The organism is Amycolatopsis regifaucium (assembly GCF_001613935.1).
In the GTDB taxonomy this organism is placed as follows: domain Bacteria; phylum Actinomycetota; class Actinomycetes; order Mycobacteriales; family Pseudonocardiaceae; genus Amycolatopsis; species Amycolatopsis regifaucium.
This window is the reverse complement of sequence record NZ_LQCI01000013.1, coordinates 14,276-40,131: the sequence shown is the minus strand read 5'-3', so window position 1 is coordinate 40,131 and position 25,856 is coordinate 14,276. Positions and strand designations below refer to the sequence as shown.

Sequence of the window (25,856 nt, the reverse complement as noted above, 5' to 3'; positions counted from 1 at the left end):
ATCTTGGTCCATCCGTGGCTTACACGGTTGTCATGACACGGCCCCTTCTGTCAACCGACCCGGCCTGTTTTCACTTTCTGGTTGTTCACGGCGCGCACAGGCACCGGTGGCACGCGTCGACGAAGACGCGAACGGCTCGTCTGCCGTCGTGGCGGCGCCAGACGACCGCGAGTTCGCTGGGTGGGATGTCGGTGACCGGGCGCAGATCACGTCGTCGCGGCGGTAGATCTCCGCGTTGCCGGCGGCCAGCAACGCCACACCGAGTCCGGCGGCCAGGTCCAGGAATTCCTCGGCCACTCCAGCATTGCTGTCACTGCTGACACCTACACCTACGTCCTGCCGGAACTCGCCTGTGAAGCCGCCAGAGCACCTTGCCGGTAGTGGGGCAAGGACGTTGAAGGCTGTAACAATCCTTGACATTCGCCGACCACAGTCCATGTGTCTCCTAGCCGACCGAGATCCACTACCGCCGCGTCCACCTCCGCCTCGACGCTGCCGGGACGTTCCCGGCTGCGCTTGCGCCCCGCCGATCCTGGGCAGGATCCGGAGCCAGAGCCGAAACGCGTGAACTGGACGGCGATCACGTCGATGATCACCGCGGGTACCGCGGTCGCCGCCCTGATCTTCACCGGCTTGTCGCTCAACACCGCGCAGAAACAGGCCGCAGTCGCCGAACAAGGGCAGTTCACCGACCGCTACACCAAAGCGGTCGAACAGGCCGGCAAGCAGGGTGACGAACATCTACAGGTCCGCCTCGGGGGTCTCTATGCCCTCGAACGACTTGCTCACGACTCGCCACGCGATCAGCAGACGATCATCGAGGTTCTGTCCGCGTTCATCCGCACCACCGCGCCCGACAACGACTACGGCAACACACCCTGCCCTGACAGGATCATCGCCTCGGACGTCCAGACGGCGCTAACGATCCTCGGCCGCCGCGACACCAGTCACGACAACAACGCCGTCATCGACTTGCGACACATGTGCCTGGGCACGGCCGACCTCCGAAACGCGAACCTCAACCGAATGGAGCTGCAGGACGCGAGCCTGCGAGCCTCCCGCCTCAACGGCGCGAACTTCAGCGAAGCAAACCTGGCCGGAACCGATTTGTTCGCCACGTTTCTCACCGGAGCGAAGTTCGTCGGCGCCAAGCTTAACGGGGCCGATCTTGAGGGTGCCATCCTCCGGAACGCCGACTTCACGAACTCCGACCTTAGCAACGCCACTCTGACCCGGACCGACCTCAGCGGTGCGGATCTCCGCGGAGCGATCCACGACCAGTACACCCAGATCGGCACCCCCATCACCGACGCCACCACACGGGGCGCGTGGTGGTGACATGACGCGGATCGCGTTCCATTAATCGGTCGTCGGAGTCTGGTTTGTGCACCAAACGCGATCAGTGGCATGAGAGTGCGTTGTCCGCTGACGTGTCGGTACTCCGTTTGTAGCAGTTTGTGCGCTGTGGCCGATATGACAGTTGTTGGTCGCGTGTGTGAGGGGTGGGCTGTGGTCGAGTCGGTGAACTGACGGTGGCTGCGTTGGCTGCTGGATCGGCGGCGGGGGCGCGTGAGACAGCGTCGACGCGGGCTCACCGCGCTTGTGGCGGCTCCGGGACGGTAAGGCCGAGCAGGTTCACTCGACGAACAGTTGTCGCTCGAAACTTTCGATCGCAGCCTTCATGTCGCCCAGCGATTCGAGGCCGTCGAGTCACCGGCTGCGGCATCGCCTGGGTATACCTCGAATGAACCACCTTCGAGGACTGACGAAGCTCCACGGCCCATTGTCGGTGCACGGAGGAGAGGAACCCCGACTTCGGCCCGTCCGGCCTCCCGGTACGCACGGCGGTTGGCATCGTCCGGTACGTCGACGTGAAGCCTCCGCAGATGGTCGACGTCGCACACACAGAGTAGGAGCCCGAAGTGGACCTGACCATCCGGATCACCGCCGAGGATGCCGTCGCCGAACTCGGTTCCCTGAACGACTGGCTGTCCGCCGATGAGCAACTGCGCGGCCGCATTGACGTGCTCGCCGCGGCCGGCGAGCCCGGCACACTCGCCGGTGGCCTGTTGGAAGCCCTGGCAGTGGCGCTCGCTCCAGGAGGCGTAGCCACCGTGGTCGCGACTGTGCTTGTCACCTGGATCCGGCACCGGACCGGATCGGTGAAGATCACCGGCACCTGCCCGGGACGGCTCGACGTTCGATCTCGAAGCCACACATGTGCGAACCTCGACGCGGCCGCGGTGCGGGAGCTGACCGCCAAGATCGCTGACGCTCCCGAGTGACTGCGGTGCTGACGAACGCGGCTATCGATCGCGATGGACTAGGAGGGCATGAATATGACTGAGTACAGGACAGTTTGGGTGGAAGATTGGGTTACGGACAAGAGCTCAGGTGAGACGGTGGTCAACGCCACTAATGCCATGAACCGACACGCCGCTGAGGGGTGGGAGGTCGTATCAGCCGTGCCCGGCACGAATGCGCAGACGTATAGTGGCCTGTTTATTACATTCCGTCGCTGATCAGGTAGACGAATCCCCACGTCTACATCCGCTCATGCCGCAATGCGGACCTTCGGGTATCAGCCGAGGAAAAGCCCCGCGTTTGAGACGGGTCATGGTGACGTCATCGTGAACCGACAGAGAGCGCCCACGTCGCGAGATCGATATGTCACGCGCGGCGAGACCCTACAGACAACCGCACGGTCGCCGCCCACGCCGCAGCAGCACGCAGGCCGCTCTCGGACGCGTCCCCGACGCGATATCCCGGCTGCGCCGAGAAAGACTCCAGTGTCGCTGCCGTCGGCCGTCGGGCAGGTGTCCCCGCGAACGTTCCTCTATGAAAACCCGAGGCGTGCAGCGCGGTTGCCGCGGCCATCGCGGACGCCGCCCGAGTTGAGGCTTATCCGGAGCCGGAGCCGGAGCCGGATCCGGGTTTGCGGGATCCGGGTGTGGTGGGCTCCGGCAGTGCGTCGGCTGCCGGGGCCCTGGCACGGGGTTCCGGTTCTAGTTGTCGCTCGTCTTCTTCGGCTTCTGACCTGCGGGCGTACCTGTCACGATGAATGACTTCAGCGTCGAGATCGCGACATTGAGACCTTCCTGGTAGTTCTCGCTGCGGCCAGTCGCGTTCTCTTGCAGCCAGGTGAGACGTTCGACAGCGTCGCGAAGAGGGCTGGCGAGCAGATCGGGCGCATGGCGTTGGGCGATGAGAGCGCGCCAGAGATGCATGTGCCGGTCGAGGAGTTCGGCGTCGAGGTCACCGTCGAGGTGATCCAGCAGAGTCTCGATCAGCATCCGCATAACGGGTTCCCCGACCGGGGGAAGCCGGTCGCCCGTGAACCAGTCGCCCAGAGTGCTGGCCGCTGGCGCATCCTTTCCGGCGCGGTCGTGCAGGCGCGCGGCGAGGGTGCGGTTGCTGAGCCCGGCCCGATCCTTGAGTACCTTCAATTGTCCGATGAAGGCCTGCTCGCTATGGATTCCCTGGAGCACATCGGCGGTGAACTGCGCCGCTCGCCGAGCCAGGACCTTGGCCCTGAGGACGAACTGGGCACGCCGGACCTCCTGGTCCACCGCCACCGGTGCGCGACTCATCTGGACCGCCTGCTCCGCCTCGTTGTACTTCCTCCAGACGGCGCGGCGGGCGCTGATCGGGGCATCGACCAGGTCGAGGACCGTCGCATAGACCTTGCGGGAGAGCAGGACGGTGCGATCCTCGTCCCAAGCGAGCCGGAGGATCCCCGGCTCCGCGGCAAACTCGTTGACGTAGTCGTCGAGGTCAGGGCTGGTGTCGGCTCGCCACAGTTCCTGCTCGGGATTGAGCTTCCCGATCTCCCGGTGCAGGCTCTGGGTCAGTGCCGTGGCCTGGCGCTGCAGAGCCACCATTCGCTCCTCAAGCGCAGCGGCGGCCTGAAGCTGTTCTGCACCCTCGCGGAACGCGGTGGTCGTCACCATCATCGACGCGGACGCGGCGAGGGCACCGGCATTCACCTCGTGCCCCCGTCCTGAGCAGGCGCCAGTCGCTCGGCGAACCGTGGGGCCGGCGCGCCGAGAATCAGTGCGGCCAGCGCGATCGCGATCCCGCCGGCGAGCAGCAGCTCATGGCCGAGCACGACGCGGGTGAGCACAAAAGTGTTCGTCAGCGTCAGAGTCGCTGTCTGCAGGCCGGTGACCGAACCACAGGCCCGGCGCGGCGGTCTCAACGGTGACAGCCAATACAGCATGATCGATTACCTCGAATCGTCAACGTGCGCCGCCGACCGTTGCCGACGGCGTGAACAATGGCGGTTGAGCCGACTTCTTGTCGGGACGGCAGGTGGTACTGCCGCACCAGCGAGTTAGCTCCTAAAGTGGAGTACGCCCGCCGTGCTTTCCCAGGCGCATTCCGGCCGGGCGTCGACCGGATATGACCGGATGCTGTTTTATGCAGGTCAGATCGGCCTATCCGATCTTTGGTTGCAGTGTGACGTGGAGCACAACGTGATGGGCAGTGTTGCAGTCCGGGACTGCAACGCTGTCTGCGGGAACCCCTTGCCTGGACGATCGACCCCCAAGTGCTCGTGACCGGAACTGACCGGCATACCTCGGATACCCCTGGGACAGCCAAGGCTTCAGCCACGACACTTCTGTTCATCTTCAACTTGTCGACGCCTACCTTTGAGCGGGGTGGCTACGTATTGAAGAATCCGGCGGACATCAAGCCGGACAACAGGTTCTCGGGTCGCTGAACTATGGCGGTTGAGCCGACACGGGAAGACCGGGACCTCGGCGCTGGCAACTCCTGGTGGTACAGAACAGCTCCAAGGCCCCGGTCGCTTTAACCGATCCGCTCCCGGCATCAGCGGTGTCCGGGGTCTTCGCTTACGTGGAGAAGGTCTGGCAGCACAGCAGCCGAGCCTGGCTCTCACTCGGGACCGACGCGCTCGGGGCGCTCAACGTCGTGTGGCTGGGTCTATCCCGTGATCGGTGTTTCCGGCGTTGTTGATCAGTAGGTTTCGGCTCCCGGCCAGCGGTCACCGAATGTGATGGCGAAGGCGTTNNAGCGGGCATTCAATGATTCGATCGCGTTGGTGGAGCAGATCATGTGCCTGATCTTGATGTCGTAGTCGAGAAACGGCACAAACTCGTCCCATGCGTTACGCCACAGTCGAATCATCCCTCGATATTTCGCACCACCGCTGCTGTGTCCGGCGCGGGCAACGGCGCCACGATCTGGGTCGCCGGAGCCATCACCCACCGCCAACGCCCCGCCACCGCCGGCGGCATCACCTTCCTCAACCTCGAAGACGAAACCGGCATGCTCAACATCGTGGTCACACAACACCTCTGGGACCGGGAACACAAGATCGTACGCAGCTCACCCGCGCTGCTGGTCCACGGAGTCGTCCACTCCCACCACGGCGTCACCAGCCTCTCCGCCGACCACTTCGAACCACTCGACCTGCGGGGACTCGCCAGACCATCGCGGGACTTCCGCTAGCCGAGCGGCAGGTAGTTTCGGCTTTGTAGGGTCTCACGCCCTGCTTCTTTTTCTCATCGGCGCCTTCATCTCCGCTTCATTTGTGAAGCATGATTGAGACTGGGCCGTCTGGTTTCTCCGGAGCCCCCCAGTGCGGGCCGAATTCCAGACAGTCCTGACGAGTCTGAAGGCGCGATGACAGGTCGCGGCCGGCGTCCCCGGTGCCTTTCATCTGCCCGAAGCCGATCTCGACATACCCCATCGACGTCCGCCGGCCCCCATTGCACGAATTGAGACGGATTCCACCAATGTCCGCTGTGCTACGTCGGAATCCATCAATAGGCGTCGGCGACTGGAGGAATTGGGGCCGGGCCAGCAGTCTGCGTGCCATGACCGATCATGACATCGACCGAATCGACCACTCCGTCCTTTACACCACCGACATGGATGCCACCGCGGCGACCTATGAGGCGCTCGGCTTCACCCTCAGCCCGCTGTCCATGCACATGGGCTCCGACCGGCCCGGCGGGGAGCGCAAGCCGATGGGGGCCGGCAACAGGTGTGCGTTGTTCGGCCGGACCTACCTGGAACTGCTCGGCCTGTTCGGGGACGGTTCGGTCGACCCGTGGAACATCCGTTCGCTGGTCGCCCGGTATGAGGGCCTGCACGGCTGTTCGTTCGGCTGCGACGACGCAGAGACCGTCTACCAGCGGCTGTGCGAGTCGGGGCTGTCGTCGTCGGGGGTGCTGCCGCTGCAACGGGACGTGGAGACCGCTGACGGGGTGGCGACCGCGCGGTTTCAGGCGGTTCACCTCGACCGCGGGCTTACCCCCGAAGGGTTGATCCACATTGCGCACCACCTGACGCCCGAGCTGATCCATCAGCCTCGCTACCTCGACCACGCCAATGGCGCCACTCGCCTGCACAGCGTGCTGCTGGTGGTGGACGACGCCGAACTGGAGGCCACGGTCGCCCGCTACGCCCTCACCCTGGGCACCGAACCAGTGGCCGAGGGGCCGCGCCAGGTCTTTCCTCTCCCGGTGAGCCAGATGGACATCGTTGCGGTCTCCGCTTTCGGGGAGGTCCTGCCCGGCGAGCCGGTGCCCGCGCTGCCCTACCTCGCGGGGCAAGCCGTCGGCGTCAAGGACGTCCACGCGGCCCGCGATCTGGTGACTGGCAACGGGTTCAGCGTCCGCGAGCTGCCCGGCGGGTTCTTCGTCGGCGCCGGTCAGGCCCGCGGTGCGGCCATCGCCTTCCTGGAGGCCTGAGGTGATGACCGACCTCGTTCGCGCGCCTGCCGGAGCACTGCGCGGTGTTTCCACCGGTGCAGTCACGGCGTTTCTCGGTATGCCGTACGGCAGTGCCGCGCGATTCGCCGCGCCCCGGCCGGTCCCCGCATGGGAGGGGGTGCGGGACGCCGGCCGTCCGGGTCCGGCTGCCCCGCAGCCGCCGTCCCGGCTGGAACGCGTCATGGGGCCGGGCAGTGACCTGGCCCAGGCCGAGGACTGCCTGTCCGTGAACATCTGGACTCCGGGCGGTGCCGGGCTGCCGGTGCTGGTCTGGCTGCACGGCGGCGGCTTCCTCAGCGGTTCGGGCGCGGAGGCCTGGTATGACGGGGCCCTGCTGGCCGAACGCGGCCGGATGGTGGTCGTCACGGTCAACTACCGGCTGGGTGCCCTGGGATATCTGTACCTGTCGCCGCGGTTCGCTCCGGCCAACCTCGGCCTGCTCGACCAGATCGCCGCGTTGGGCTGGGTACGGGACAACATCGCCGCCTTCGGCGGCGATCCGGAACGCGTCACGCTGGCCGGCCAGTCCGCCGGTGCGCTGTCGGCGTTCGCGCTGCTGGGCCGCCCCACCGGTCCCGGCCTGTTCCAACAGGTCATCCTGCACAGCACACCGACCGGAGTCGCCCCGTACAGCCCACGGGAAGCAGCCAGCATCGGCCGACGTCTGCTGGACATTCTCGGCCTGCACCCCGACGAGGCAGAACACCTGCGGACCGTGCCGGTCCCACGCCTGCTGGCCGCCCAACAAGAACTCGCACGACGCATGGCCGCACCGCACACCGTGACCCCACCCTTCCAACTGGTCGCCGATGGCGGCCTCCCCGCCGAGCTGCTCGCCGGCGTCCCCGCCAGCATCCCCATGCTGATCGGCACGACTCGCGACGAGGTCTGGGCGTTCTTCCCCGACGCCCCCGCGGACCTGACCGCCCGGGTCTTCGGCGACGGCAGCCGGCAACTGGCCCAGCACGCCCGTTCGGCCTTCGCCTTCCAGTTCGACTGGGCACCACCCGGCAGCCCCTTCGGCGCCTGCCATTGCATCGAGCTGCCGTTCGTGTTCGGCAACCTGGACGCCTGGCATGCCGCCCCGATGCTGGCCGGCGCCGACCCCGCCGAGCTACAGCGGCTGGTAAAGCAAATACAGCGCGCCTGGACGAGTTTCGTCCACACAGGCACACCCGACTGGCCATCGTTCCCGCACCTCAGGCACTTCAGCTAGACCCGACTAACCTGACGTGGGTGAGTTCCCTGGTCCTGGACGAGCTCGACCGCGCGATCGTCCACGCACTGCACATCGACGGGCGCGCGCCCTTCAGCCACATCGCGTCGGTGCTCGACGTGTCAGACCAGACGGTCGCCCGGCGCTACCGCAGGATTCGTTCCGCCGGATCGCTCAGGGTGATCGGCCTGCCCAACGCCCGGCGACTGGGCTGGGTGGAATGGTTCGTCCGAGTGCAGGTGACACCCGACGCGGCGGTGCCCGTCGCCGAAGCACTGGCTCGCCGGACGGACACCTCCTGGGTCTGTCTCACCTCCGGAGGCACACAGATCTGCTGCGTCACGCGGGCGCGCAGCTCGCACGAACGCGACGCACTGCTCCTCGGGCAACTGCCCAGGACACCACGGGTCACGAGCGTCATGGCGCACTGCCTGCTACGCGTCTTCGCCGGCGGCCCGTCCGGCTGGCACGGCAGAGCCGACACGCTCACACCCGAGCAGGCCGCCGCCCTCGCACCTGAACCACCCCACGAACAACAAGAACGGGTCGTGCTGCAGGAGGGCGATGAGCAGCTGCTGGCCAGCCTGGCCCGCGACGGCCGCACAACCTACTCCGACATCGCCAAGGCGACCGGCTGGTCGGAGATGACGGCCAAACGCAGGCTCGCGCAGCTGCGCCGGCGCGGCGCGCTGTTCTTCGACGTGGACATCGATCCGCTGCTGCTGGGATTCGAGACGCTCGCCATCCTCTGGCTAACCGTCGATCCGGCCCAAATGCGCCCGACGGCCGAGGCCATCGCCGCGCATCCCGAGGTTGCCTTCGCTGCTGCCACCACCGGCCCGACAAACCTGCTCGTCATCGCCGCCTGCCACGACGTCGATGCCCTCTACGACTTCCTCGAACGCGGAATAGGAAACCTCCCAGGCATCCGCCAACTGGAGAGCGCACCGATCATCCGCAACAGCAAACGTGTCGGCACAACCCAGACACCCGGCTCATAAGCCGGAACACCATACCCTCCGCAGCGGTAATAGCGACAACACCGCAACACGCCAGAACCCGCCACTGAGGAAATGCCATAAAACTGAGACTGATGTTGAGTGAAACTACAGTGAGACAACCGAGAAGCGCCAGGTCGCGCGAGATCAACATGTCACAGCCGATGAGACCCTACAGGCTTCTTTGTAGAGTCTCAGAATCGATGGCACTTTCCCAAAGATCTTGGCACTGAAATGGCACTAGTGCCACGAAAACTGGGATTGACCATTTTTCCACGCCCGCTGGGCTGTTCGGGTGGGAGTCCGCGAGGGTCTATCCCGTGATCGGTGTTTCCGGCGTTGTTGATCAGTAGGTCTCGGCTCCCGGCCAGCGGTCACCGAATGTGATGGCGAAGGCGTTNNAGCGGGCATTCAATGATTCGATCGCGTTGGTGGAGCAGATCATGCGCCTGATCTCGATGTCGTAGTCGAGAAACGGCACAAACTCGTCCCATGCGTTACGCCACAGTCGAATCATCCCTCGATATTTCGCACCCATCTCTCTTCGAGTTCGTCCAGTGCGGCCATTGCGGCGTCAGGATTGGGGGCTGTGTAGATGGGTTTGATGTCTCGTTTCACCGCGTTCCAGTCCCGGCGAGAAGCGAGCCGGAAGGTGTTGCGGCAAATGCACGATGCACGTTGGGACGATGGTCTGCGGTCACACGTTTGTCACAACCTCCGGGAGGCCTTTGAGGCCGTCGCAGACGAGGAAGAACACGTCCCGGACGCCGCGGTTCTTCAGATCGATCAACACACTCATCCCAAACTTCGCGCCTTCGCCACCGACGCCCATCCACAGTCCGAGCACGTCCTTCCGCCCGTCCACGGTGACGCCGATAGCGGCGTAAACAGGCCTGTTGGCGACCTGCCCGTCACGGACCTTGACATGGAGCGCGTCGATGAACACAGCCACGTATACCGCGTCGAGCGGCCGGGAGGCCCAGTCCTGCATCTCAGCGACGACCTTGTCGGTGATCCGCGAGATCGTCTCTTTGCTGACCGAAGATCCGTAGATCTCGGCAAAATGCGCCGAAATGTCCCCGGTCGTCATTCCCTTCGCATACAACGACAACACGACCTCATCCACCTCGGAAAGCCGACGCTGCCGCTTCTTCACGATCTGCGGCTCGAACGTGCTCTCCTGATCCCGTGGCACGTTGATGCCGACCTCTCCCGCAGCATCCGAAACCACCGTTTTTGGCCGAGTGCTGTTCCGGACATTCGTCGACTCCCGGTCCGACTCGGCCTGGTTCTTCTCATGCCCGAGGTGCTCGGTCATCTCCTCGTTCAGTGCGGCTTCCAGCACATTCTTGGCGAACAGCTTCAGCAGACCGTCCGGGCCGGTCAACGCCAACCCTCGTGCCTTCGCCTCAGCCACCATCGCCGCCGCGGCGGCCTGCTTCGGCGACAGCTCCCGCGCCGGCTTGGACTCACTCTTGCGTGGACTCACAAGGCCCGATGTCATCACTCACAGTGCCCATCCCGCCGGATCTCAGCCCGGCGTGTCGGGCCGGAAACACCGATCTCGGAACAGTCCCCATGGCGCTGCACGATCTCGGAGTCGCCTTGTGCGAGGTCAGCACTTGGCAAGAAGCCACCATTGCGCTCGACGAAGCGGTCGCGATCCGGCGCCGATTGGCGCAGGACGAACCGGAGCGGTACCGCTGGGACCTGGCCGGGTCGTTGCACAGGAGCGCCGGGGTATTCCAGACAGCGTCGCGGACCTGGCGCGGGGTGCTCCAACAGGAACGGCGGCTGCCGTGCTCCGGCAGGTCCGAGGCGTGGTGGTGGTTCCACACGATCGTTCTCACCGCCGAGTTCGGTCACGCCAGAGATGCTTTTCGCTCAATATTTGCGACTGTCCAAGGGATCGCTGTGGAACGGGTACTCGTCCGCAGCCCTCGCCGCCAGATCGAATTCCTGGTGATCGTGGTGCGGCTGGGGAAGACCCGAAGATCACGGTTGGTACCTGCCCGCGCCACGGCACCGGAGCACGGGAGACCTCATGGTCTGTGGGCCTCGTGATCGCCGTCCGCGGTCCGTGTGTGGTTGTCGCATGACCGGGTAACCGAGGTTGGTCATCGAGGGAAAGGGGACGCAAGTGAGCAAGCCGAATCCGATCGAGGTCCAGAAGCACCTGAGTGGTGTCGACTACCCGGCGAAGCGTGACGACCTGGTTCGAACGGCCGAGCGGAATGGAGCAGGCGAGGACATTTTAGCGGCCTTGCGTGAATTGCCTGACCGGACCTATGAAGGACCGAGCGGCGTGAGTGAGGAGATCGGCGGCTGATTCTGCCTTCGCCGGACGCCGGTCCAGTCCGGCGAGCACCACGGAAAGATCGTAGCGGAACGCCCCAGTTGGCGGGCTCCTCCAGGCGGAAATGGCCTGAGGCTTTGACCGTGGTGCTTCCCGTCCGTGTGGCAAATCACGGGGATACGGGAGTTCGTGCCATGGCACGGTCAGGCGTGCGTGCTTGATGAGCTCGAGATGTGCTTGGTCGAGCCGGGCGTAGCGGGTGTGCCGGTGCATCAGTCTGAACACCGCCCGGAAGAGGGCGGGGCCTTGTTCTCCGTGGCGCTCATAGCCGAACAGGCGCCAGCGTCGGGTACCGATCAGCAGGCGTCGCATATGCCACCGGCACGAAACCGACCTGAGGGCGATTCCAGTACGCGGCGGCCAATACCGTGACAGGTCGATTCCTGGGCGACTGATCCTCGGACGGGATGGAATCGGTATCGTTCGCCGTTTACCGGTCTTCCAGGGTCCGGAGTACACGGAACCGCGCCAGTCTGTGCAGCATTTCACCCATCGCGTCGGGCCTGATCTGACCATCGAGGTCCGCGTGCGCGGCTTTCACGATATGGTCCACGGCTGCTTCCGGGAGAGCGGGCGCGAATTCGCGGGAAAGCCATTGCCGGACTTCGGCGGTGATGTCGTCGGTCTGGTGGTCATGGACGGTCATACCCCTCCTCCTTGCGACGACTTCTCATTGTGTCGGTGGCGACGGGGGCTGCACCTGACGACTGTCTGACGATCCCGGGCCGGTCGGGCACGGTAGCTGCGGAACCGGACGACTGGAGACCGTCGGGGTGGCTGTCGGCACGAGTGTGGTGATCGGTTCGGGTTTGTCCTGTGCGGTCACGCCGCAGCCGGAGAGGCACAGCGAAACGGCTGCGAGGAGTACGGCCGGCCGGGTTTTCATGGGATCGCCTCCGGGAGTTCGACGACGAAGCGAGCACCGCCGCCGGGCCGGTCTTCTACCCACACGCTGCCGCCGTGCCGGTGGACGTGGTCGGCGACGATGGCCAGCCCGAGTCCGCTTCCGGTCTCGCGATCCCGGCGCCCGGCGTGCAGTCCGCGCGCGAACCGTTCGAAGATGCGTTCCCGGAGGGCGGGTGGGACGCCGCTGCCGGCGTCGTCCACCTCGACCCTGGCACGGTCACCGTGCCGTCGTACGGTCACGGCGATGGCGCCGCCACCGTATCGGTCGGCGTTGTCGAGCAAGTTGGTGACTACGCGGTCGATCCGGCGACGATCGGCGGAGACGAGCGGGGTTCCCTGATCGATCACGACGCGGGTACTGGATTCGTTCCGGCTGTCGAGCACGTTGTGCACGAGCGCGCCGAGATCAACCAGTTCGACCTGCCCTTCGTCTTCCTGGTCGGCGCGGGAGATCTCGAGCAGGTCGACGACCATGCGCTGGAAGCGGTGCAGTTCTGAACCCAGCAGGCTCAGGGCCTTGCGGGCGGTCGGGTGCATGGTGTCCTGGCGGCGGACCAGCACCTCGGTGGCGGTGACCATCGTGGTGAGCGGTGAGCGGAGTTCGTGGCTGACGTCGGCGGCGAAACGTTTGTCCCGGCGGACTCGTTGTTCGAGCTGCTCTGTCGTGGTGTTGAAGCTGGTGGCGAGCGGCGCGAGGTCGGGGTCCTCCTGGTGGGGGAGCCGGGTCGTCAGGTCTCCTCGCGCGACCCGGGAAGCGGCTTCGCGGAGCGCGGCGAGCGGGCGGAGGGCACGTTTGCTGGTCCAGGCGCCGAGAACAGCTCCAAACAGTGCGGCGACGACGGTGCCGGCGATCAGCAGGATGCTGAGGTACCGGAATGTCCGGTCCAGTTCGAGTAGCGGGTACAGCTCGACGTAGACGCTATCGCCATTTCCGACCGGAGTGGCGATGGCGAGCACGGGGACGCCGTCGGCGGTGAACCGTTGCCGGGCGGCGACGCCGCTCCGCGCACTGTCCAGGAGAGCGACGGGGACCGCGGTGGGCGCGATCTGCCGCCCGCTGGTGAGCCAGCCGCCCGGCCGCAACAGCAGGATCGAGGAGTCCGGGCCACTGGCCAGTCCGGTCAGCAGGTCGTTGAGGGTGTCCGACTGCTCCGCCAGCGCCTTGTCCACCAGGCCGACGTTGACCTCGGACTGCCGGGCCGTGCTCTGTTCGCGCTGGTCGAGCATGTAGCCGGTGGTGAGATTCCAGGTCGCCACGCCCAGCACGGTCATCACCAGTGCCAGACCCAGACCGAACGCGACGGCCACCCGCCAGCGAAGCGAAAGCCGCTGCACGGTCGCCCGCATGGTCGCGAACATCACGGACCCGGGTTGATTCGGTAACCACGCCCTCGCACGGTCGACACCAGGGTCGGGTTGTCGGGATCGGGTTCCACTTTGCGGCGTAACCGTCTGATGTGGACGTCAAGCAGCCTTGTATCACCGAAGTAGTCGTGCTCCCACACCCGGCGCAGCAGCTGCTCACGGGTGACGACCTGCCCTTCCGCCGCGGCGAGCTCGGTGAGAAGGCGGAACTCGGTGCGAGTCAGATGAACCGGTTCGCCGTCGCGACGGACACTCTCCTCGTCCGGCCGGATTTCAAGGTCGCCGACGGTGAACTTGGTCGGGGAAGGCGGCGCGGTACGGCGGAGCAGTGCCCGGATCCTCGCGGCGAGTTCACCGGCCACCAAGGGTTTGGTGACGTAGTCGTCCGCGCCCGCTTCGAGACCCGCGATGATGTCTTGGGTGTCCGCGCGGGCGGTGATCACGATGATCGGCAGCGCTCCCCGGTCACGGACTGACCGGCAGACGGTGAGTCCGTCGATGCCCGGCAGCATGAGATCGAGCAGGACGACGTCGACCTTTACGCGCTCGAGTAGTTCCAGGCCGTCTTCGCCGGTCGCTACACATTCGATGGCGAAACCTTCATCGGCGAGGGCCAGGCTCAGTGCCTCGCTGATCATCGCGTCGTCTTCGACGAGAAGGACACGAGTGGTCACAGTCGGCATCTCCTTCCCACCGAAGAACTCCCGACGCGGCTGCGCCGACCTTAACAGCACCTATCGAGCAGCGCGGAGGAACAACGATTCGATCGTAAGGCAGTTGTCAGTTTCATGAGGTCTCTTTCGTGTCAGTGTCGGATACACGACCTTCGAATTTGATGGAGGGATCACAGCGTGACAACAGATGTAGCACCGGTAGCGGCCGACGTGGCTGCCGGATCAGGGATAGATCCCGAAGTGAGGCGGCTACGCGATAACGCGGACCGCGTGTGGGCTGTCGCGGCGCGGCGGCGCGCCCTGGCGGAGGAAATCGAGGCGACCGGTGAACCGGACTCGTTCCACCGCGCGAAGGCACAGCGTCTGCTCGGTGAGGTGGCCTCGCATCATGGTTTCGCGTATCACGAACTCGCCAACGCGACTGAGGCCCGCGCCGGGGTAGCGGCCCATCCCCGCGAGTCTCCACAGTGGAAATCGCTCATCCACAGGTCGTTCGCGGCGATCCGCAGGGCGGAAGCGCATCATCAACGCGCCGCCGCGTACACCGCCCGGACCGTGGGTGATGAAGCGGCCGCACAGAGGCATGAGGCCGCTGCGCGCGAGGCCGACGGTCGCGCCCTGTCTTTCGTCGTGGAAACGCGTCAGGTGTGACGACCTGGTCGCACCCGGGAATTTCCCGGAGCGTGGCTTCCTCGCCCGGGCTTCGGAAGAAACGAGGAGAAGTGATGGCCCTCAGAGTCAGTCTTCAGGCGGGCTGAAGGCCACCATGAGCCGGGAGAAGCCGTCCGCCGTGGCGATGCGCGTTCGGGTGCTCCGCCATCGGAAACTCGCCGAGGAAGCCGAGGACAAGGCCAGGGCCACGGAGCTGCGCGCGGTCGAAATACTGGAGACTTGTGCCGGAACGGCGGAGAGAACGCTGTGACCGGTAGGAACACACGAAGGCGGCCGTTCTTCGGCAGGCTGGACCCCTTCTGCCTTCTCGCCGTTCTCCCCGCCGCGCTGATGGCGGTGCTCATGGCCACCCTGCGACTGTGGTTGCTCGGAAGTGTCTGCCTGGTGGTCGCGGGCCTTGTCCCGCTGTTCGATTCGTGGGTTAACCGGCCGGAGCGACCTGTTCGGGCGCGACCCGCGACGGTCGAACGGAAACAAGCAGTTCGTCCTATGAGGACAGTGTCGGCTCACCGGCACCGGTACCGGTACCGGCTCTCCTGCCCGAATAGGGGCTCACGCCGATCCAGACGATGGCCTGGCGCACGGCGGTGCGGGGTCCGCTGATCACAATGGACTTGTCCCGTAAGGCATCCAGCCAATCGGTATGGCCGAGCCAGACCCCCGCGAGAGCGCCGAGCGTGCAGTCGATCCGCATCGCCTGGGGAAGCCGGGGATCGTGGATGGTCGGCGCGGCCACTGAGCGGGAGAGCACCAGCCACCACCACTGAGGCCCTCGCGACTCGGTGAACCGAAAATGGATCGCGACCGCCTGCGCGGGAAGCGTGGTGCGGTCGATCCCCCTGGAAATGTCGCGCAGGAGCAAAGCAGGGTCGAGATCACCGTGCCGCGGCGGTGGCAGCCAGCGCGCTCCCCACCTGCCGAGCGGCTCGATGACCGACTCCAGCTGACGGCCGGCTTCGGTCAGTTCGGCTTCGCGCTGACGAAGTGTGACCAGGCCGGCGGCCTCCAGTTTGCGGAGCCGTCTGGTCAGCAACCCGGCCGACACGCCCGGTACCCCGGCGGCGATGTCGGTGACCGAGGTGTTTCCCCGCAGCAGTTCGCGAATGATCAGCAGCGTCCACGGTTCCGAGACCACCTCGGCCGCCAGCGCGATGGGGCAATGCTGTGCGTAGCGCATCAAAGGACCTGCACCAGGCGCATTATGCGATGACGTGCGAGGCGATGCAGCATCTCACCGAGTGCTTCGCGGACGATCTGCCCGTCGAGGTCGCGATGGGTGGCGCGCACGATGGCGCCCACGGCCACGGGCGACAGCTTCGCCGAGAACTCGTTCGCCAGCCAGACGGTCACGTCGCCGACGATGTCGTCCGGCTTATGCGTCTCCACGCTCATCGCTCTCCTGACCTGACTCGATTCTGGCGAAGATTATTCCGGTTCGGCGCCCTCGCGAACCTGACGACTACCTGACGATTGCGCCGATGCGTGCGAGTGGGTGCCCGTGGTCCGAGAGAGTGGTCCGGTACGCCCGGAGGAAGGTCTGTCATGTCAGGTGTGGATGAGGGGCTCCCTGGGGCGTCATGGTCGATGGATCTGCGGGGGACGTCGGCGCCGGCGCTGGTGGAGGTGCGCCGATGGGTGTCGCGGACCTTGGGGGAGGTCGGCGATCCGCATCTGGACGATCTCCTGTTGGTGGCCACGGAGCTGGTCACCAACGCTTATGACCATGGCGGGGGCGCGATCGCGGTCCGGATGAAGCACACGGCGCGGCCGTGCCGGGTGCGGATCGAAGTGGAGGACAACGGTCTGGGCCGGCCGGTGATCCGACCGCCGTCGAATTCCCGCCCGGGTGGCCGTGGCATGGTCCTCGTGGACAAGCTGGCCGACTGGGGTGTAATCGAAAGCTTTGAGGCCGCGAGTAAGACGGTGTGGGCGGAGGTGTCTTGCGACGGTGTGGGCGCCATTCCCCGCGCCGCCGTCGCTCGCCGGTGACGGCTGATGCCACCGAGCCGCGCGTTCGCACCGGTCGATCCGACCCTTCGGCCGGCTCCTGGCGTCCTACCGTTCCGGTTGGCGAGCATGGCCAGGACTTCATGCCGGGTCTTACCGGGCCGCTTGTGGAAGTGTCAACCCGGCGGCGGTGGTGCCGAAGTAGGGCTGAGCGGCGGTGGCGATGCCGTAGACCTGGCCGCTGAAGTGGACGAGATTGAGATACCCGGTGAGTATGTCTTCTTTGGGCATGTCCGGCTCAGATCCAAAGCGAGCTTCGCCTCTCGAAATCTGCGGGCAAGGGGATGGTTCTTGACGTATTGCTGGCTGATGGTGGACGCGTCCTGCAACGGGCCACCGCGCCGCGGACGCGTTCACCACTGAGGAAGACGATGTCGAGGTCGTCGTGGATCTCACCGCAGCCGGCTGAAGAACGAACGGAACCGCTCCGGTATGTGGCCTTTCGGGCGAAAATTGGTAAGACGCACCGCTGAATAGCTGATCGTAAGGTCATCGTCAGGTCGTCCGTACCTGGCCCATGCCAGTCTGGGAGCACGTGGTTGTACTCGACGCAGGAAGGTGTGGACATGAGTACCTCCGTTCTGGAGCCGCTCGCCGGTGCCCTCGTCGTCCGGCGCCGCCGCGAGATCGGCGTGACGATCGTGACCGCCGAGGGCGAGGTCGCGACTCCCGATGTACCCAGGTTCATGGACGTGGTCGAGGACTGCGTAATCGAGTCCGAAGACGATGTCGTGCTCGACTTCACCGACGTGTCCTTTCTGAGCATCACCGCACTCGTTGGACTGAACGAGGCCAAGAGAAGCCTCGAAAAGAGCGGACGGTCGATGCGAATTCGCGTTCCGGAGAACGGGATCCGTCGATACCTGAGTCTGGTCGGGCTCTGACGGTGTGCTGACCTCGAGGAACCATCTCGGACAGGGACGACGAGAGAATGAACCGTGGAGTCAGCCTTTTCGGGGCGTACACCTTCGACGGCCAAAATGAGAAGGAACATCGGCGGGACGGTGGCGGACGGACGATACGGAACGCCACTGGGCTGGGGATCATTGACGCGCTGACCTACCTGGCCGGTGTGTGGCTGATCCTCACGCCGTTTGTCCTGAACTCCCCGTTCAGCGAAGGGTCCGCGGACGGCGATTGGAACGCCATACTGGTCGGAAGCGCCCTGGTGGCGCTGGGTGCCCTTTCGCTCGTCGATCCGCCGATCGGCCCTACGGCCAATCTGATGCGGCTGCCGTTGGGCGGATGGCTTGCGGTGTCACCACTTCTGCTCGGAGCCGAATCCGGCGCTCACCCGGCCGCATGGGCGGTGGCCAACGTAGTGACCGGCCCGCTTGTGCTCGTCCTTTGGGGCGCGGGCCTGGCGCTCGTCCATCGCGCGGAAGCCGGTAGGCCGAGCGGATCTAGGGCGGCGTAGAGCAGGCCGGTGACACCGTGTCAGGCGGGGACCGTGCCCTCCTCGCCCGCACCGGTCGCTCGGTTGGGGTCGGCGACGGGTTCAGCGCCACGATGGTCGCGGTGCCGGCGCTTTACCGTGGTGTCGGCGTGCACTGCTGCGCAGGTCAGCCGCCGGCACTCCTGTTACGTGAGGGTATCGTTCGGCTGGGCCGCAGGTCGTCCTGGTGGAGGTGGCCCAAGGAAGGGACTCGGCATGGGCGAGCAGATGCAGATCGGCGAGGTGGCCGAGCGCACCGGGTTGTCCCTGCGCACGATCCGGTACTACGAGGAAGTCGATCCGGTGGTGGAACAGCCGGTCGGGTTTTCGGGGTCCTCGGCGTGCCAGAGGTCGGCGAGCATCCGCACGCATCGCTGTTCCAGTTCGGCGGTGCGCGGGTACTCGTCCTTGTCGATCATGTTCTTGTCGAAGCAGTCCGCCATCAGTGTCCGGGCCTGAGGTGACATCCAGGTGGTCACGAAGGTGGCCAGGTTGAGGCGGGCGTTGCCGTCGAGCATCAGCTCGTCGTGCACGATCTGGTAAGCAGTGTCGGCATCCAGCTCGCCTCCAGGGAGGCGGTTGCGCGGGATGTCGACGGGTTCGCGGGTGAAGACCGGGTTGTAGCCGACGCCGGAACGGCCGGTGGGCTGCTGATCGGACGGGTGCGACAGTGGCATGGATTCGCTCCTGCGCGTGGGTGGTCAGCGGGTGCACTGCGAGGCGCGGGCATGCGCGCCGAGGTCGTCGAGGGTGAGCCGGTGCCGTGGTGGCCGATCGAGGATCAGCCGGCGGGTGACGGTGAGATCGGCGTCGACGTGCATGAGCTCGCCGGAGCGGAGGTTGTGCCAGGCGGGGTTCTCGTCCATGCGTTCGCTCGCCACGATGACGGCGGGGTGCTCGGCGAGGGCACCTGACCGGGCCCGGATCCGTCCGGCCCGGCTGACGTGTTCGAGGTGCCGGCCGTGGTGCGGGCCGCCGGCCGCGCGCTGCAGGACGAACAGGTCATGGGTGCCCGGATAGCGCAGAGCCCACAGTTGGGTAGGGGTGGTCAGGATCAGGTTGACAGCGTAAACCGGCAGGTGCTCTTCGGCCCACCGGACGGCACTGGTGATTCCGGCCCCGATGTCGCCGTCTCGCTGGTCGATGTGCTTAGTGATGAGCGCGAAGAGCCGCTCGGAATCCGTGTCGCCTTCGACGAGCGAGCCATAGTCGCCGAGCGCCCGGTCGAGAGTCTTGAGATCGCCGAGGACGCCGTTGTGGGCGAAGATCCGGCCGTGTTGGGTGAACGGATGGGTGTTGCGGGGTTCGAGGCCACCGGTGGAGGCGTAACGCACGTGGGCGAGAAAGGTGGCTGACTCCCGTTCCTTGGCCTCTTCGGCGAACTTCTCGTCTTCGTAGGCGGCCATCGGTTGCTTTTCGACCTCGGCCACGCCGTCGGCGGAAAAGGTGCCCAGACCGGTGCCGTCCGGGTCGCGACGGCTTTGCTCGGCAAGGCTGTCCGGCGCTTCGAGCAGCCAGAACGTAGCCCGCACCCGCTGCGACCCCGCGGAAAGCCCGAAAAGCCGGCACATGTCGGCCTCCTGTTCGATCGAGGTGGGCGATCCGCGGTCAACAGCCCTGTGATCGGATCGCTGGCCATCAGGTCGCACGCCTGTGCAGAGGATTTGACGACGTCGTGATCGAATACCCGGTGTCCTGGCGGACAATCGCCTGGCTTGTCACATTCACGCATCGGGTGCGGGCAGAGAAGGAGCGATCAGACAACTCACGACGAACTGAAGGCTTGCCGGGGCCCCGACCTGTCATTGCAGTTTCGTGTCGTATCCCTCGGAGAGCAACGCAACGTCGTTGCGCAGATGGGAGAGCCGCTCTAACAGTCGGCGCCCTTCGGGAGTGCGCCGGTGCCGTGGAGCGCATCAGTGAGCCAGAGGCCGCATTGCGGGGAAGCTGGCTTCACCGCAGGGAGGCCGTCGACACCACTGCCACGGTGGGATGTCGTCAGCACGTCCCCTGCCGCACATTCGTTACTGAAACTGTTCGTCTGAGAACTCCATTGGGCGTCACCGCCCTACGCGGGGCATCAGCGAGAGGTGCTGGAGGCAAATGTTGTCTACGGCGAAGGTGTTGCCGGCATCGCTTCGGGGTAGCCGTAGCTTCGACGGCGCGGGTCGGCCGCGACTGTCTCGTGACGGGAGGAGACCGTAGCCGTGGACGCCAAGTCCTTCATCCGCGAATTCCCCGCTGTGCACCTGGGCATCGGAGTAATTGGTAACGTGATCTTCTTCGCGGGCAGCGTTCTGTTCGTGTGGCACGTGACCGAGCTCGTCGCGATCTGGCTCTTCATCATCGGTTCGTTCGGGATGATGATCGGTGCTATCGGTCAGGCCGTCTACATCCACGAACGGCATAGGCTCAACGGTGCCCCTGGTGACCAGGGCCGAGCCCCGGCGCGCAGCGGCGCCTGACCCAATCGGGTCCTCCCTGATCCGTTGACCGCGGTGATTACACGATTTGACCCGCAGCGGCCTTTGTCTTCGCCTTGAGCACATCGTCTCCAGGGCCTTCCGGAGAAAATCGGCGACCCATCGGTGTGTCGACGAAACTGAAGGGGAATTTCTAATAGGTGATATAACCGATGACCTGTACGACATCGTGAACCGGTTCCATGCCTAGGTAATGAGAGCGACCCGGACGGGCTTTGGATGTGACTGCTCCCGTCACAAACCCACTACGACACCGTTGTCTTACTCCTCAATAGCCCGCCGTGCATGATCGCAGCTCCGTACTGACTGCGCGAGAACCGGCGGATGAGCGGGCGAAGCCTACCCATTTCAAGAGTGCGGCGCGGCCAGCCAGGGTCGCAGGGACTAGGAGCTGTCCTGTAAGTCATCGGAGCCAGAGGATGATGGCGGCGATGGTGAGTTCTGCCTGGTAGTAGGCGGCGCGTTTGGCCTCGTCGCCGTCGTTCGGTTGACCGACACTCGTAGTGGTGTGCACAGCGGTTCACCTTGGAAGCGGCAGTGCTGGGTGTGCGTCAGCTCCGCACGTCGGCGCACTCTGGCTGAGGCTGCGAGGTCAGGCGAAGACGAAGTAGCGGAGCCAGAGGTAGGGCGCGGCGACGAGGACGGTGATCAGGGTGATGATGACGCCCTTTTTGGTGAATTCCCAGAAGGAGATGGGGCTTCCGGCGCGTGCGGCGATGCCGAGGACGACGACGTTCGCGCTGGCGCCGATGGCGGTGGCGTTACCGCCGAAGTCGGCGCCGAGGGCGAGGGACCACCAGAGGGCTTCGGAGTGGGTGGGATCGGCGATGCTGTTGGTGAGGTCGAGGACCAGCGGGCTCATGGTCGCGACGTAGGGGATGTTGTCGACGACGCCGGACAAGAGCGCGGAGACGCCGAGGATGAGCATGACGGCGAGGAGTGCGTTGCCGCCGGTGGCGTCGGCGGCCAGTTTCGCGAGATCGCCGATGACGCCGGTTTTGACCAGGGCGCCGATCATGATGAACAGCCCGGCGAAGAACAGCAGTGTTTCCCATTCGACGCTGGCCAGGTAGTCCTTCGGTTTGGCTTGGGAGAGGAGTACCAGAACACCGGCGCCGAGGAGGGCGACGACCGACGGTTCGATGTGGAAGATCGAGTGGCCGATGAAGGCGGCGAAGACGGCCAGGAGCACGACACCGCATTTGATGAGAAGCCGTTTGTCGTGGATGGCTTCGCGTTCGTTGAGGGCCATCACGTCGGCGACGCGGTCCGGGTCGACGGTGAAGGAACCGCGGAACAGTCTTGGCAGCACGAGACAGAAGACGACGAGTTCGATCGCCACGATCGGGGCCATGTTGACGAGGAAGTCGTTGAACGTCAGTCCGGCGCGGCTGCCGATGATGATGTTCGGCGGGTCGCCGATCAGGGTGGCGGCACCACCGATGTTCGAGGCCATGACCTCGGCGATCAGGAACGGCACGGGGTTGATGTCCAGGCGATCGCAGACCAGCAGGGTCACCGGGGCCATGAGCAGCACTGTGGTGACGTTGTCCAGGAACGCCGAAGCGACCGCGGTGATCAGCACCAGCAGGAGCATGATCCGCAGTGGCGAACCCTTGGCGCGTTTGGCGGCCCAGATGGCGGTGTACTCGAAGACACCGGTCTTCCGGAGGACACCGACGATGATCATCATCCCGAGCAGCAGGAAGATGACGTCCCAGTCGACACCGGTGTCGTGGGAGTAAAACGCGTCCTCGGAGCCCAGGACACCGAGGGCGAGGACGATTCCCGCGCCGGCGAGGGCGGTGACCATCTTCGGGATCTTCTCGGTGGCGATGAACAGATACGCCACCACGAACACGGCGATCGCGACGGTGGCGCTCATGCCACGCCCCCGTGGACGGACCCGAGGGCGGATGCCGGCCGAAGATGCTGCCCGATCACTTGCGTTCTCACCGAATCCTGTCCATGCCGACTGTCCCGGCCCGGTCAGGGACGGGTATGCCGACCAGACTTCCCGGCGCTCCATGCGTCAACATGCCGTAAAGAGGAACCCGAAGCAACTTGGCTCGCGGCTCGGACACGGTCGACTGGTTCCATGCGCCTGGCGAGGGCGCCGTCCGGTACGCTGGGCTGTGCCAGAGGTCACACAGTGTCGTGAGATGGAGGGCCTATGTCCGGACTGCTCGGTCCTCTCGCGTTGATCGCCGTGTTCGTCGTACTGGTCGCCGCCATCCGCCTGGTGCATCTGCGGCAGGAGCGCGGCGAGTTGCCGGACCGCACCCGACTCTCGTCGGGGCGTAAAGAATCGGACAGTAACAACGACTGAGTCCGGCGCGCCTGGCCGGACGGTCGTAGTCTGGCGGTATGCACGCCAGCGAGATGGCCGAGGAATACCCGGTCGTGGACATGGATTCCGACGCACTCGACGCGGCGCGGCTTCTCGCGGAACATCGTCTGCCCGGCATCGTCGTCACGGACCGGAGTGGTTGCCCCCAATCGGTCCTGCCCGCCTCGCAGGTGGTTCGTTTTCTCGTCCCGACCTATGTGCAGGACGACCCTTCGCTCGCCGCCGTCCTCGACGAATCGATGGCCGATCGCATCGCCGACAAACTGGGTGGCCGCAAGGTGCGGTCGTTGCTTCCCACAGAGCCCGCCGAGCTGCCTCGGGTGAACTCCGACGACACGATCATCGAGGTCGCCGCGATCATGGCGAGACTGCATTGCCCGCTGGTCGCGGTGATGCAGGACAAGACGCTGCTCGGGGTGATTTCCGCGTCCCGGCTCCTGGAGTTGGCGCTCGCGCCACGGTGATCAGCTGACTTCGGTCAGCGCTCCGGTTTTCACGTCGTAGACGAAACCGCGGACATTGTCGGTGTGCAGAGGGAAAACCGAGCGCTTCACTCGCTGCATCGAGCGGCGGACGCTGTCGGAAACCTCGCGGAACGCCTCGACCGACCACGTCGGTCGCAGCCCGGTGTCGGCTTCCAGGTCGTCCTTGAAGCCGTCTTCGGTCACCAGCGACAACCCGCAGTCGGTGTGCTGCACGATCATCACGTCGCGGGTGCCCAGCTTCCGCTGGCTCAGCGCGAGCGAGCGGATCACGTCGTCGGTGACCACGCCGCCGGCGTTGCGCAGCACGTGCGCCTCACCTTGGACGAGGCCGAAGACCTCGAACACTCGGACGCGTGCGTCCATACAGGTCAGGATGGTCACCTGCAGGGAAGGGCGAGGCGACCGCCGATCACCGGCCACCGCGTCGCCGAGTTCGTGATTGCGTTTGAGCAGTACGTCGATCGCGGTCATGACTCTCCATTGTTCGGTCGGCTCGTGGCTCCGGTGTCCTCCGTCGCGGCACCGGGCGTGCCGTTTCTGATGACGGTGGTGAGCTTGCCGCGCTGTTCGTCGTTCGCGAGCGCGGTCAATTTGCGCTCGACGTGCGGCGGCAGATCCTTGAAGTCGAGTTCCACGTCGGCTTTGTGGGAGTGGTCGATGAAGGTCAGCAGTCCCTTGGCGCCGGACATGTCCAGGTAGCTCACGTTCCGCAGGCTGAGCGACAGCTTCGGCTCGTCGTCGCGCAGTCTGGTCAAGACGCGGTCGATGGAGAGGAACGACAGCGGCCCGTCGACGCGGTAGGTGCCGGTCTCGTCGTAGACGACCGAAGCCTTGCTACGCCGTGATTGCCCGAAGTGCACGAGGAGTGCCACGGCCACGCCGACCGCGACCGCCACGGTCAGATCGACGAGGACGGTGATGATCATCGTCGCGAACATCACGACCACGTCGCCCCGGGGTGCGACATGGGTCTTGCGGAGGCTTTCCCAGTCGAACATGCCGATCGCGGTCAGGATCAGGATGCCCGACAGCACGGCGAGCGGGATGTACTGGACGACCGCGCCGAGTCCGGCCACCAATGCCAGGAGGATGACGCTGTGGGTCGCGGCCGACACCGCGGTGCGGCCGCCGCTTCTGACGTTGACCACAGACCGGACCGTCGCCCCCGCGCTGGCCAAGCCGCCGAACAGCCCGCTGGCCATGTTGCCCAGACCCTGGCCGACCAGTTCTCGATTGCTGTGGTGGCGCCGGCCGGTGATGTTGTCCATCACGACCGAGGTCAGCAAGGAGTCGATCGAACCCAGCAGAGCGATGCTCAGGGCGGGAAGCACGAGGGTGAGCAGCAGGGAGCCGCTGAAGTCCGGGATGGTGATGGAAGGAATCGATTCGGGGATCTGGCCGATGTAGTCGACCGTGCCGTTGAGTGGAACCGGCCCGATCCGGAGGTTCTGCAGGACAGGCTCCGCGAAGGACAGGATGCCGGTGATGAACACCAGCGCGATCAGGCTCGCCGGGATGGACTTGACCACCCGTGCGGCCACGAGCATGAGCACGATCGTGGCCGCCACCACCAGGAAGCTCTTCCGCACCTGGTCGAGCTCGCCCAGGATGATGATCAGCGCGATACCGCCCATGAACCCGGACACCACCGGGTGCGGGATGAAGCGGATGAGAGACCCGAGCCGGCACACGCCGAACAGGATCTGAAGCGCACCGGCCATGATGAACGCCAGGAACGCGCCTTCGAGTCCGTGCACCGCGATGACACCGGTGGCGACCACGGTGATGGGGCCGGTCGGGCCGGTCACCTGCGCGGGTGTGCCGCCGAAGACCGCGGCGAAGAACCCGGCGAAAATGGCGCCGTACAAGCCGACGAGCGCGCCCTCGGAGGTGCCGGTCGCGGTGATGCCGAAGGCGATCGCCAGCGGCAGCGCCACGATCGCCACGGTCAGCCCGGCAAGAAGTTCTCTGGCGAAACGCTGGAGCATCGGTCCCCGCTCGTCGGCGTGCGTTTGATCCGGCCCTCGGTGGGCCAAGCCGCCGACCAGACTTCCCGGCACTCCTGGACGTAAAGATGCCCTAAAAGAGGGTAAAGGTCCAGTAAAGAAGCATTGAGGTAGAGATCATCACGCCGACGGCCTAGTCACCGAAGCTCACGCAAAGTCG

Annotated in this window: 29 protein-coding genes and 4 pseudogenes; 18 read left to right on the top strand and 15 right to left on the bottom strand. The window is 65.4% G+C overall.

Features of this window, described 5'->3' with window-relative positions:
- Window positions 1-564: 564 nt before the first annotated feature.
- From AVL48_RS16830 to AVL48_RS40850, 3 genes are all read left to right on the top strand, one after another.
- Window positions 565-1,338, top strand: coding sequence for a pentapeptide repeat-containing protein (locus AVL48_RS16830; protein ID WP_061989685.1), 774 nt, complete (start codon window positions 565-567; stop codon window positions 1,336-1,338).
- Window positions 1,339-1,922: 584 nt separating this feature from the next.
- Window positions 1,923-2,285, top strand: a complete 363-nt coding sequence (locus tag AVL48_RS16825; RefSeq protein WP_061989687.1) for an effector-associated constant component EACC1 — start codon at window positions 1,923-1,925, stop codon at window positions 2,283-2,285.
- A 48-nt stretch (window positions 2,286-2,333) separates the two neighbouring features.
- Window positions 2,334-2,522 carry a DUF4177 domain-containing protein gene (locus tag AVL48_RS40850; RefSeq protein WP_074038244.1) on the top strand — a complete coding sequence of 63 codons (189 nt, stop codon included), beginning with the start codon at window positions 2,334-2,336 and terminating at the stop codon, window positions 2,520-2,522.
- A gap of 483 nt (window positions 2,523-3,005) precedes the next feature.
- Here AVL48_RS40850 and AVL48_RS16820 read toward each other — a convergent pair whose 3' ends face one another.
- The 3 genes and pseudogenes from AVL48_RS16820 to AVL48_RS38345 form a co-directional block, all read right to left on the bottom strand.
- Window positions 3,006-3,986, bottom strand: a complete 981-nt coding sequence (locus AVL48_RS16820; RefSeq protein ID WP_061989689.1) for a hypothetical protein — start codon at window positions 3,984-3,986, stop codon at window positions 3,006-3,008.
- Window positions 3,983-4,219, bottom strand: a complete 237-nt coding sequence (locus AVL48_RS16815; protein WP_061989691.1) for a hypothetical protein — start codon at window positions 4,217-4,219, stop codon at window positions 3,983-3,985. Before AVL48_RS16815 ends, AVL48_RS16820 begins: the two co-directional genes overlap by 4 nt.
- Window positions 4,220-4,980: 761 nt before the next feature.
- Window positions 4,981-5,169, bottom strand: a pseudogene (locus AVL48_RS38345) (transposase); the annotation flags it as partial.
- A 9-nt stretch (window positions 5,170-5,178) separates the two neighbouring features.
- On the opposite strand from AVL48_RS38345, the gene AVL48_RS16810 reads away from it, so the two are divergent.
- The 4 genes from AVL48_RS16810 (at window position 5,179) to AVL48_RS16795 (ending at window position 8,960) form a co-directional block, all read left to right on the top strand.
- On the top strand, window positions 5,179-5,475 hold the full coding sequence (locus AVL48_RS16810; RefSeq protein WP_061989694.1) for an OB-fold nucleic acid binding domain-containing protein: 297 nt from the start codon (window positions 5,179-5,181) through the stop codon (window positions 5,473-5,475).
- Window positions 5,476-5,843: 368 nt separating this feature from the next.
- Complete coding sequence (locus AVL48_RS16805; protein ID WP_061989696.1) at window positions 5,844-6,722, top strand: VOC family protein; 879 nt, start codon at window positions 5,844-5,846, stop codon at window positions 6,720-6,722.
- Between the two features lie 4 nt (window positions 6,723-6,726).
- Window positions 6,727-7,959: a carboxylesterase/lipase family protein gene (locus AVL48_RS16800; RefSeq protein ID WP_061989748.1), complete on the top strand. Its 1,233-nt coding sequence runs from the start codon at window positions 6,727-6,729 to the stop codon at window positions 7,957-7,959.
- Between the two features lie 20 nt (window positions 7,960-7,979).
- Window positions 7,980-8,960: an Lrp/AsnC family transcriptional regulator gene (locus AVL48_RS16795; protein WP_061989698.1), complete on the top strand. Its 981-nt coding sequence runs from the start codon at window positions 7,980-7,982 to the stop codon at window positions 8,958-8,960.
- Between the two features lie 343 nt (window positions 8,961-9,303).
- Here the strand turns inward: AVL48_RS16795 and AVL48_RS16790 are convergent.
- Window positions 9,304-10,446 (bottom strand): annotated as a pseudogene (locus tag AVL48_RS16790) (IS256 family transposase).
- A gap of 89 nt (window positions 10,447-10,535) precedes the next feature.
- Between AVL48_RS16790 and AVL48_RS16785 the strand changes: the two are divergent.
- Window positions 10,536-11,021: a hypothetical protein gene (locus AVL48_RS16785; protein WP_061989700.1), complete on the top strand. Its 486-nt coding sequence runs from the start codon at window positions 10,536-10,538 to the stop codon at window positions 11,019-11,021.
- Window positions 11,022-11,097: 76 nt separating this feature from the next.
- Complete coding sequence (locus AVL48_RS16780) at window positions 11,098-11,286, top strand: DUF2795 domain-containing protein (RefSeq protein ID WP_061989702.1); 189 nt, start codon at window positions 11,098-11,100, stop codon at window positions 11,284-11,286.
- Between the two features lie 457 nt (window positions 11,287-11,743).
- Here AVL48_RS16780 and AVL48_RS16775 read toward each other — a convergent pair whose 3' ends face one another.
- The 3 genes from AVL48_RS16775 to AVL48_RS16765 all read right to left on the bottom strand — a co-directional run bounded on the left by AVL48_RS16775 (window position 11,744) and on the right by AVL48_RS16765 (window position 14,267).
- Window positions 11,744-11,959, bottom strand: a complete 216-nt coding sequence (locus AVL48_RS16775) for a hypothetical protein (RefSeq protein ID WP_061989704.1) — start codon at window positions 11,957-11,959, stop codon at window positions 11,744-11,746.
- A gap of 236 nt (window positions 11,960-12,195) precedes the next feature.
- Complete coding sequence (locus tag AVL48_RS16770; protein WP_061989750.1) at window positions 12,196-13,566, bottom strand: sensor histidine kinase; 1,371 nt, start codon at window positions 13,564-13,566, stop codon at window positions 12,196-12,198.
- Window positions 13,567-13,577: 11 nt separating this feature from the next.
- The gene (locus AVL48_RS16765; protein WP_061989706.1) at window positions 13,578-14,267 is read right to left on the bottom strand and encodes a response regulator transcription factor; all 690 of its coding nucleotides are present in this window, start codon (window positions 14,265-14,267) and stop codon (window positions 13,578-13,580) included.
- Between the two features lie 261 nt (window positions 14,268-14,528).
- Between AVL48_RS16765 and AVL48_RS16760 the strand changes: the two genes are divergently transcribed.
- Window positions 14,529-14,909, top strand: coding sequence for a hypothetical protein (locus AVL48_RS16760; RefSeq protein WP_244162544.1), 381 nt, complete (start codon window positions 14,529-14,531; stop codon window positions 14,907-14,909).
- A 115-nt stretch (window positions 14,910-15,024) separates the two neighbouring features.
- Window positions 15,025-15,180, top strand: a complete 156-nt coding sequence (locus AVL48_RS39055) for a hypothetical protein (RefSeq protein WP_156515770.1) — start codon at window positions 15,025-15,027, stop codon at window positions 15,178-15,180.
- A gap of 237 nt (window positions 15,181-15,417) precedes the next feature.
- Here the strand turns inward: AVL48_RS39055 and AVL48_RS16755 are convergent, their stop codons facing one another.
- Entirely contained in the window at window positions 15,418-16,107 is a 690-nt protein-coding gene (locus tag AVL48_RS16755; RefSeq protein ID WP_061989710.1) for a winged helix-turn-helix transcriptional regulator, read from the bottom strand.
- Window positions 16,107-16,322: a hypothetical protein gene (locus AVL48_RS16750; protein ID WP_061989712.1), complete on the bottom strand. Its 216-nt coding sequence runs from the start codon at window positions 16,320-16,322 to the stop codon at window positions 16,107-16,109. Before AVL48_RS16750 ends, AVL48_RS16755 begins: the two co-directional genes overlap by 1 nt.
- A 150-nt stretch (window positions 16,323-16,472) precedes the next feature.
- Here AVL48_RS16750 and AVL48_RS16745 point away from each other — a divergent pair, with 150 nt between their 5' ends.
- A complete protein-coding gene (locus tag AVL48_RS16745) occupies window positions 16,473-16,919 on the top strand; it encodes an ATP-binding protein (protein WP_061989714.1) in 447 nt (148 codons plus the stop codon).
- 111 nt (window positions 16,920-17,030) lie between these two features.
- Here the strand turns inward: AVL48_RS16745 and AVL48_RS40085 are convergent, their stop codons facing one another.
- Window positions 17,031-17,168, bottom strand: coding sequence for a transglycosylase domain-containing protein (locus AVL48_RS40085; RefSeq protein WP_244162545.1), 138 nt, complete (start codon window positions 17,166-17,168; stop codon window positions 17,031-17,033).
- Between the two features lie 335 nt (window positions 17,169-17,503).
- Here AVL48_RS40085 and AVL48_RS16740 point away from each other — a divergent pair, with 335 nt between their 5' ends.
- From AVL48_RS16740 to AVL48_RS40080, 3 genes and pseudogenes are all read left to right on the top strand, one after another.
- Window positions 17,504-17,821: an STAS domain-containing protein gene (locus AVL48_RS16740; protein ID WP_061989716.1), complete on the top strand. Its 318-nt coding sequence runs from the start codon at window positions 17,504-17,506 to the stop codon at window positions 17,819-17,821.
- A gap of 47 nt (window positions 17,822-17,868) precedes the next feature.
- Window positions 17,869-18,354 (top strand): SPW repeat domain-containing protein, encoded by a 486-nt coding sequence (locus AVL48_RS16735; protein WP_061989718.1) that lies wholly within the window; start codon window positions 17,869-17,871, stop codon window positions 18,352-18,354.
- Between the two features lie 234 nt (window positions 18,355-18,588).
- Window positions 18,589-18,669 (top strand): annotated as a pseudogene (locus tag AVL48_RS40080) (MerR family DNA-binding transcriptional regulator); the annotation flags it as partial.
- Here AVL48_RS40080 and AVL48_RS40075 read toward each other — a convergent pair.
- A pseudogene (locus tag AVL48_RS40075) lies at window positions 18,660-19,049 on the bottom strand (pyridoxal-dependent decarboxylase); the annotation flags it as partial. The pseudogenes AVL48_RS40080 and AVL48_RS40075 overlap by 10 nt on opposite strands.
- 24 nt (window positions 19,050-19,073) lie before the next feature.
- Entirely contained in the window at window positions 19,074-19,943 is an 870-nt protein-coding gene (locus tag AVL48_RS16725; RefSeq protein ID WP_061989721.1) for a class II glutamine amidotransferase, read from the bottom strand.
- Window positions 19,944-20,579: 636 nt separating this feature from the next.
- Here AVL48_RS16725 and AVL48_RS16720 point away from each other — a divergent pair.
- Entirely contained in the window at window positions 20,580-20,837 is a 258-nt protein-coding gene (locus AVL48_RS16720; protein ID WP_061989723.1) for a YrhK family protein, read from the top strand.
- 610 nt (window positions 20,838-21,447) lie between these two features.
- Here AVL48_RS16720 and AVL48_RS16715 read toward each other — a convergent pair.
- Window positions 21,448-22,740: an ArsB/NhaD family transporter gene (locus tag AVL48_RS16715; protein ID WP_061989725.1), complete on the bottom strand. Its 1,293-nt coding sequence runs from the start codon at window positions 22,738-22,740 to the stop codon at window positions 21,448-21,450.
- A gap of 288 nt (window positions 22,741-23,028) precedes the next feature.
- On the opposite strand from AVL48_RS16715, the gene AVL48_RS39045 reads away from it, so the two are divergent.
- Together AVL48_RS39045 and AVL48_RS16710 are read left to right on the top strand one after the other, a co-directional pair.
- On the top strand, window positions 23,029-23,184 hold the full coding sequence (locus tag AVL48_RS39045) for a hypothetical protein (protein ID WP_156515769.1): 156 nt from the start codon (window positions 23,029-23,031) through the stop codon (window positions 23,182-23,184).
- Window positions 23,185-23,222: 38 nt separating this feature from the next.
- On the top strand, window positions 23,223-23,669 hold the full coding sequence (locus AVL48_RS16710) for a CBS domain-containing protein (protein WP_061989727.1): 447 nt from the start codon (window positions 23,223-23,225) through the stop codon (window positions 23,667-23,669).
- On the opposite strand, the gene AVL48_RS16705 is transcribed toward AVL48_RS16710, so the two are convergent.
- Both AVL48_RS16705 and AVL48_RS16700 read right to left on the bottom strand, forming a co-directional pair.
- Window positions 23,670-24,161, bottom strand: coding sequence for a beta-class carbonic anhydrase (locus AVL48_RS16705; RefSeq protein WP_061989729.1), 492 nt, complete (start codon window positions 24,159-24,161; stop codon window positions 23,670-23,672). It abuts the gene before it with no gap.
- Window positions 24,158-25,678: a SulP family inorganic anion transporter gene (locus AVL48_RS16700; protein ID WP_082857666.1), complete on the bottom strand. Its 1,521-nt coding sequence runs from the start codon at window positions 25,676-25,678 to the stop codon at window positions 24,158-24,160. The genes AVL48_RS16705 and AVL48_RS16700 overlap by 4 nt, the downstream gene beginning before the upstream one ends.
- Window positions 25,679-25,856: the final 178 nt, after the last annotated feature.

Excerpts from the sequence above, each read along its gene's own strand:
- AVL48_RS16750 (WP_061989712.1), bottom strand. The coding sequence starts at position 16,322 with ATGAGCGTGGAGACGCATAAGCCGGACGACATCGTCGGCGACGTGACC.
- AVL48_RS16815 (WP_061989691.1), bottom strand. The coding sequence starts at position 4,219 with ATGCTGTATTGGCTGTCACCGTTGAGACCGCCGCGCCGGGCCTGTGGT.
- AVL48_RS40850 (WP_074038244.1), top strand. The coding sequence starts at position 2,334 with ATGAATATGACTGAGTACAGGACAGTTTGGGTGGAAGATTGGGTTACG.
- AVL48_RS39045 (WP_156515769.1), top strand. The coding sequence starts at position 23,029 with ATGTCCGGACTGCTCGGTCCTCTCGCGTTGATCGCCGTGTTCGTCGTA.
- AVL48_RS16785 (WP_061989700.1), top strand. The coding sequence starts at position 10,536 with ATGGCGCTGCACGATCTCGGAGTCGCCTTGTGCGAGGTCAGCACTTGG.
- AVL48_RS16700 (WP_082857666.1), bottom strand. The coding sequence starts at position 25,678 with ATGCTCCAGCGTTTCGCCAGAGAACTTCTTGCCGGGCTGACCGTGGCG.
- AVL48_RS40085 (WP_244162545.1), bottom strand. The coding sequence starts at position 17,168 with ATGCCCAAAGAAGACATACTCACCGGGTATCTCAATCTCGTCCACTTC.
- AVL48_RS16710 (WP_061989727.1), top strand. The coding sequence starts at position 23,223 with ATGCACGCCAGCGAGATGGCCGAGGAATACCCGGTCGTGGACATGGAT.
- AVL48_RS16765 (WP_061989706.1), bottom strand. The coding sequence starts at position 14,267 with ATGCCGACTGTGACCACTCGTGTCCTTCTCGTCGAAGACGACGCGATG.
- AVL48_RS16745 (WP_061989714.1), top strand. The coding sequence starts at position 16,473 with ATGTCAGGTGTGGATGAGGGGCTCCCTGGGGCGTCATGGTCGATGGAT.
- AVL48_RS16770 (WP_061989750.1), bottom strand. The coding sequence starts at position 13,566 with ATGCGGGCGACCGTGCAGCGGCTTTCGCTTCGCTGGCGGGTGGCCGTC.
- AVL48_RS16800 (WP_061989748.1), top strand. The coding sequence starts at position 6,727 with ATGACCGACCTCGTTCGCGCGCCTGCCGGAGCACTGCGCGGTGTTTCC.
- AVL48_RS16755 (WP_061989710.1), bottom strand. The coding sequence starts at position 16,107 with ATGCGCTACGCACAGCATTGCCCCATCGCGCTGGCGGCCGAGGTGGTC.
- AVL48_RS16805 (WP_061989696.1), top strand. The coding sequence starts at position 5,844 with ATGACCGATCATGACATCGACCGAATCGACCACTCCGTCCTTTACACC.
- AVL48_RS16725 (WP_061989721.1), bottom strand. The coding sequence starts at position 19,943 with ATGTGCCGGCTTTTCGGGCTTTCCGCGGGGTCGCAGCGGGTGCGGGCT.
- AVL48_RS16735 (WP_061989718.1), top strand. The coding sequence starts at position 17,869 with ATGAACCGTGGAGTCAGCCTTTTCGGGGCGTACACCTTCGACGGCCAA.
- AVL48_RS16705 (WP_061989729.1), bottom strand. The coding sequence starts at position 24,161 with ATGACCGCGATCGACGTACTGCTCAAACGCAATCACGAACTCGGCGAC.
- AVL48_RS16715 (WP_061989725.1), bottom strand. The coding sequence starts at position 22,740 with ATGAGCGCCACCGTCGCGATCGCCGTGTTCGTGGTGGCGTATCTGTTC.
- AVL48_RS16775 (WP_061989704.1), bottom strand. The coding sequence starts at position 11,959 with ATGACCGTCCATGACCACCAGACCGACGACATCACCGCCGAAGTCCGG.
- AVL48_RS16740 (WP_061989716.1), top strand. The coding sequence starts at position 17,504 with ATGAGTACCTCCGTTCTGGAGCCGCTCGCCGGTGCCCTCGTCGTCCGG.
- AVL48_RS39055 (WP_156515770.1), top strand. The coding sequence starts at position 15,025 with ATGAGCCGGGAGAAGCCGTCCGCCGTGGCGATGCGCGTTCGGGTGCTC.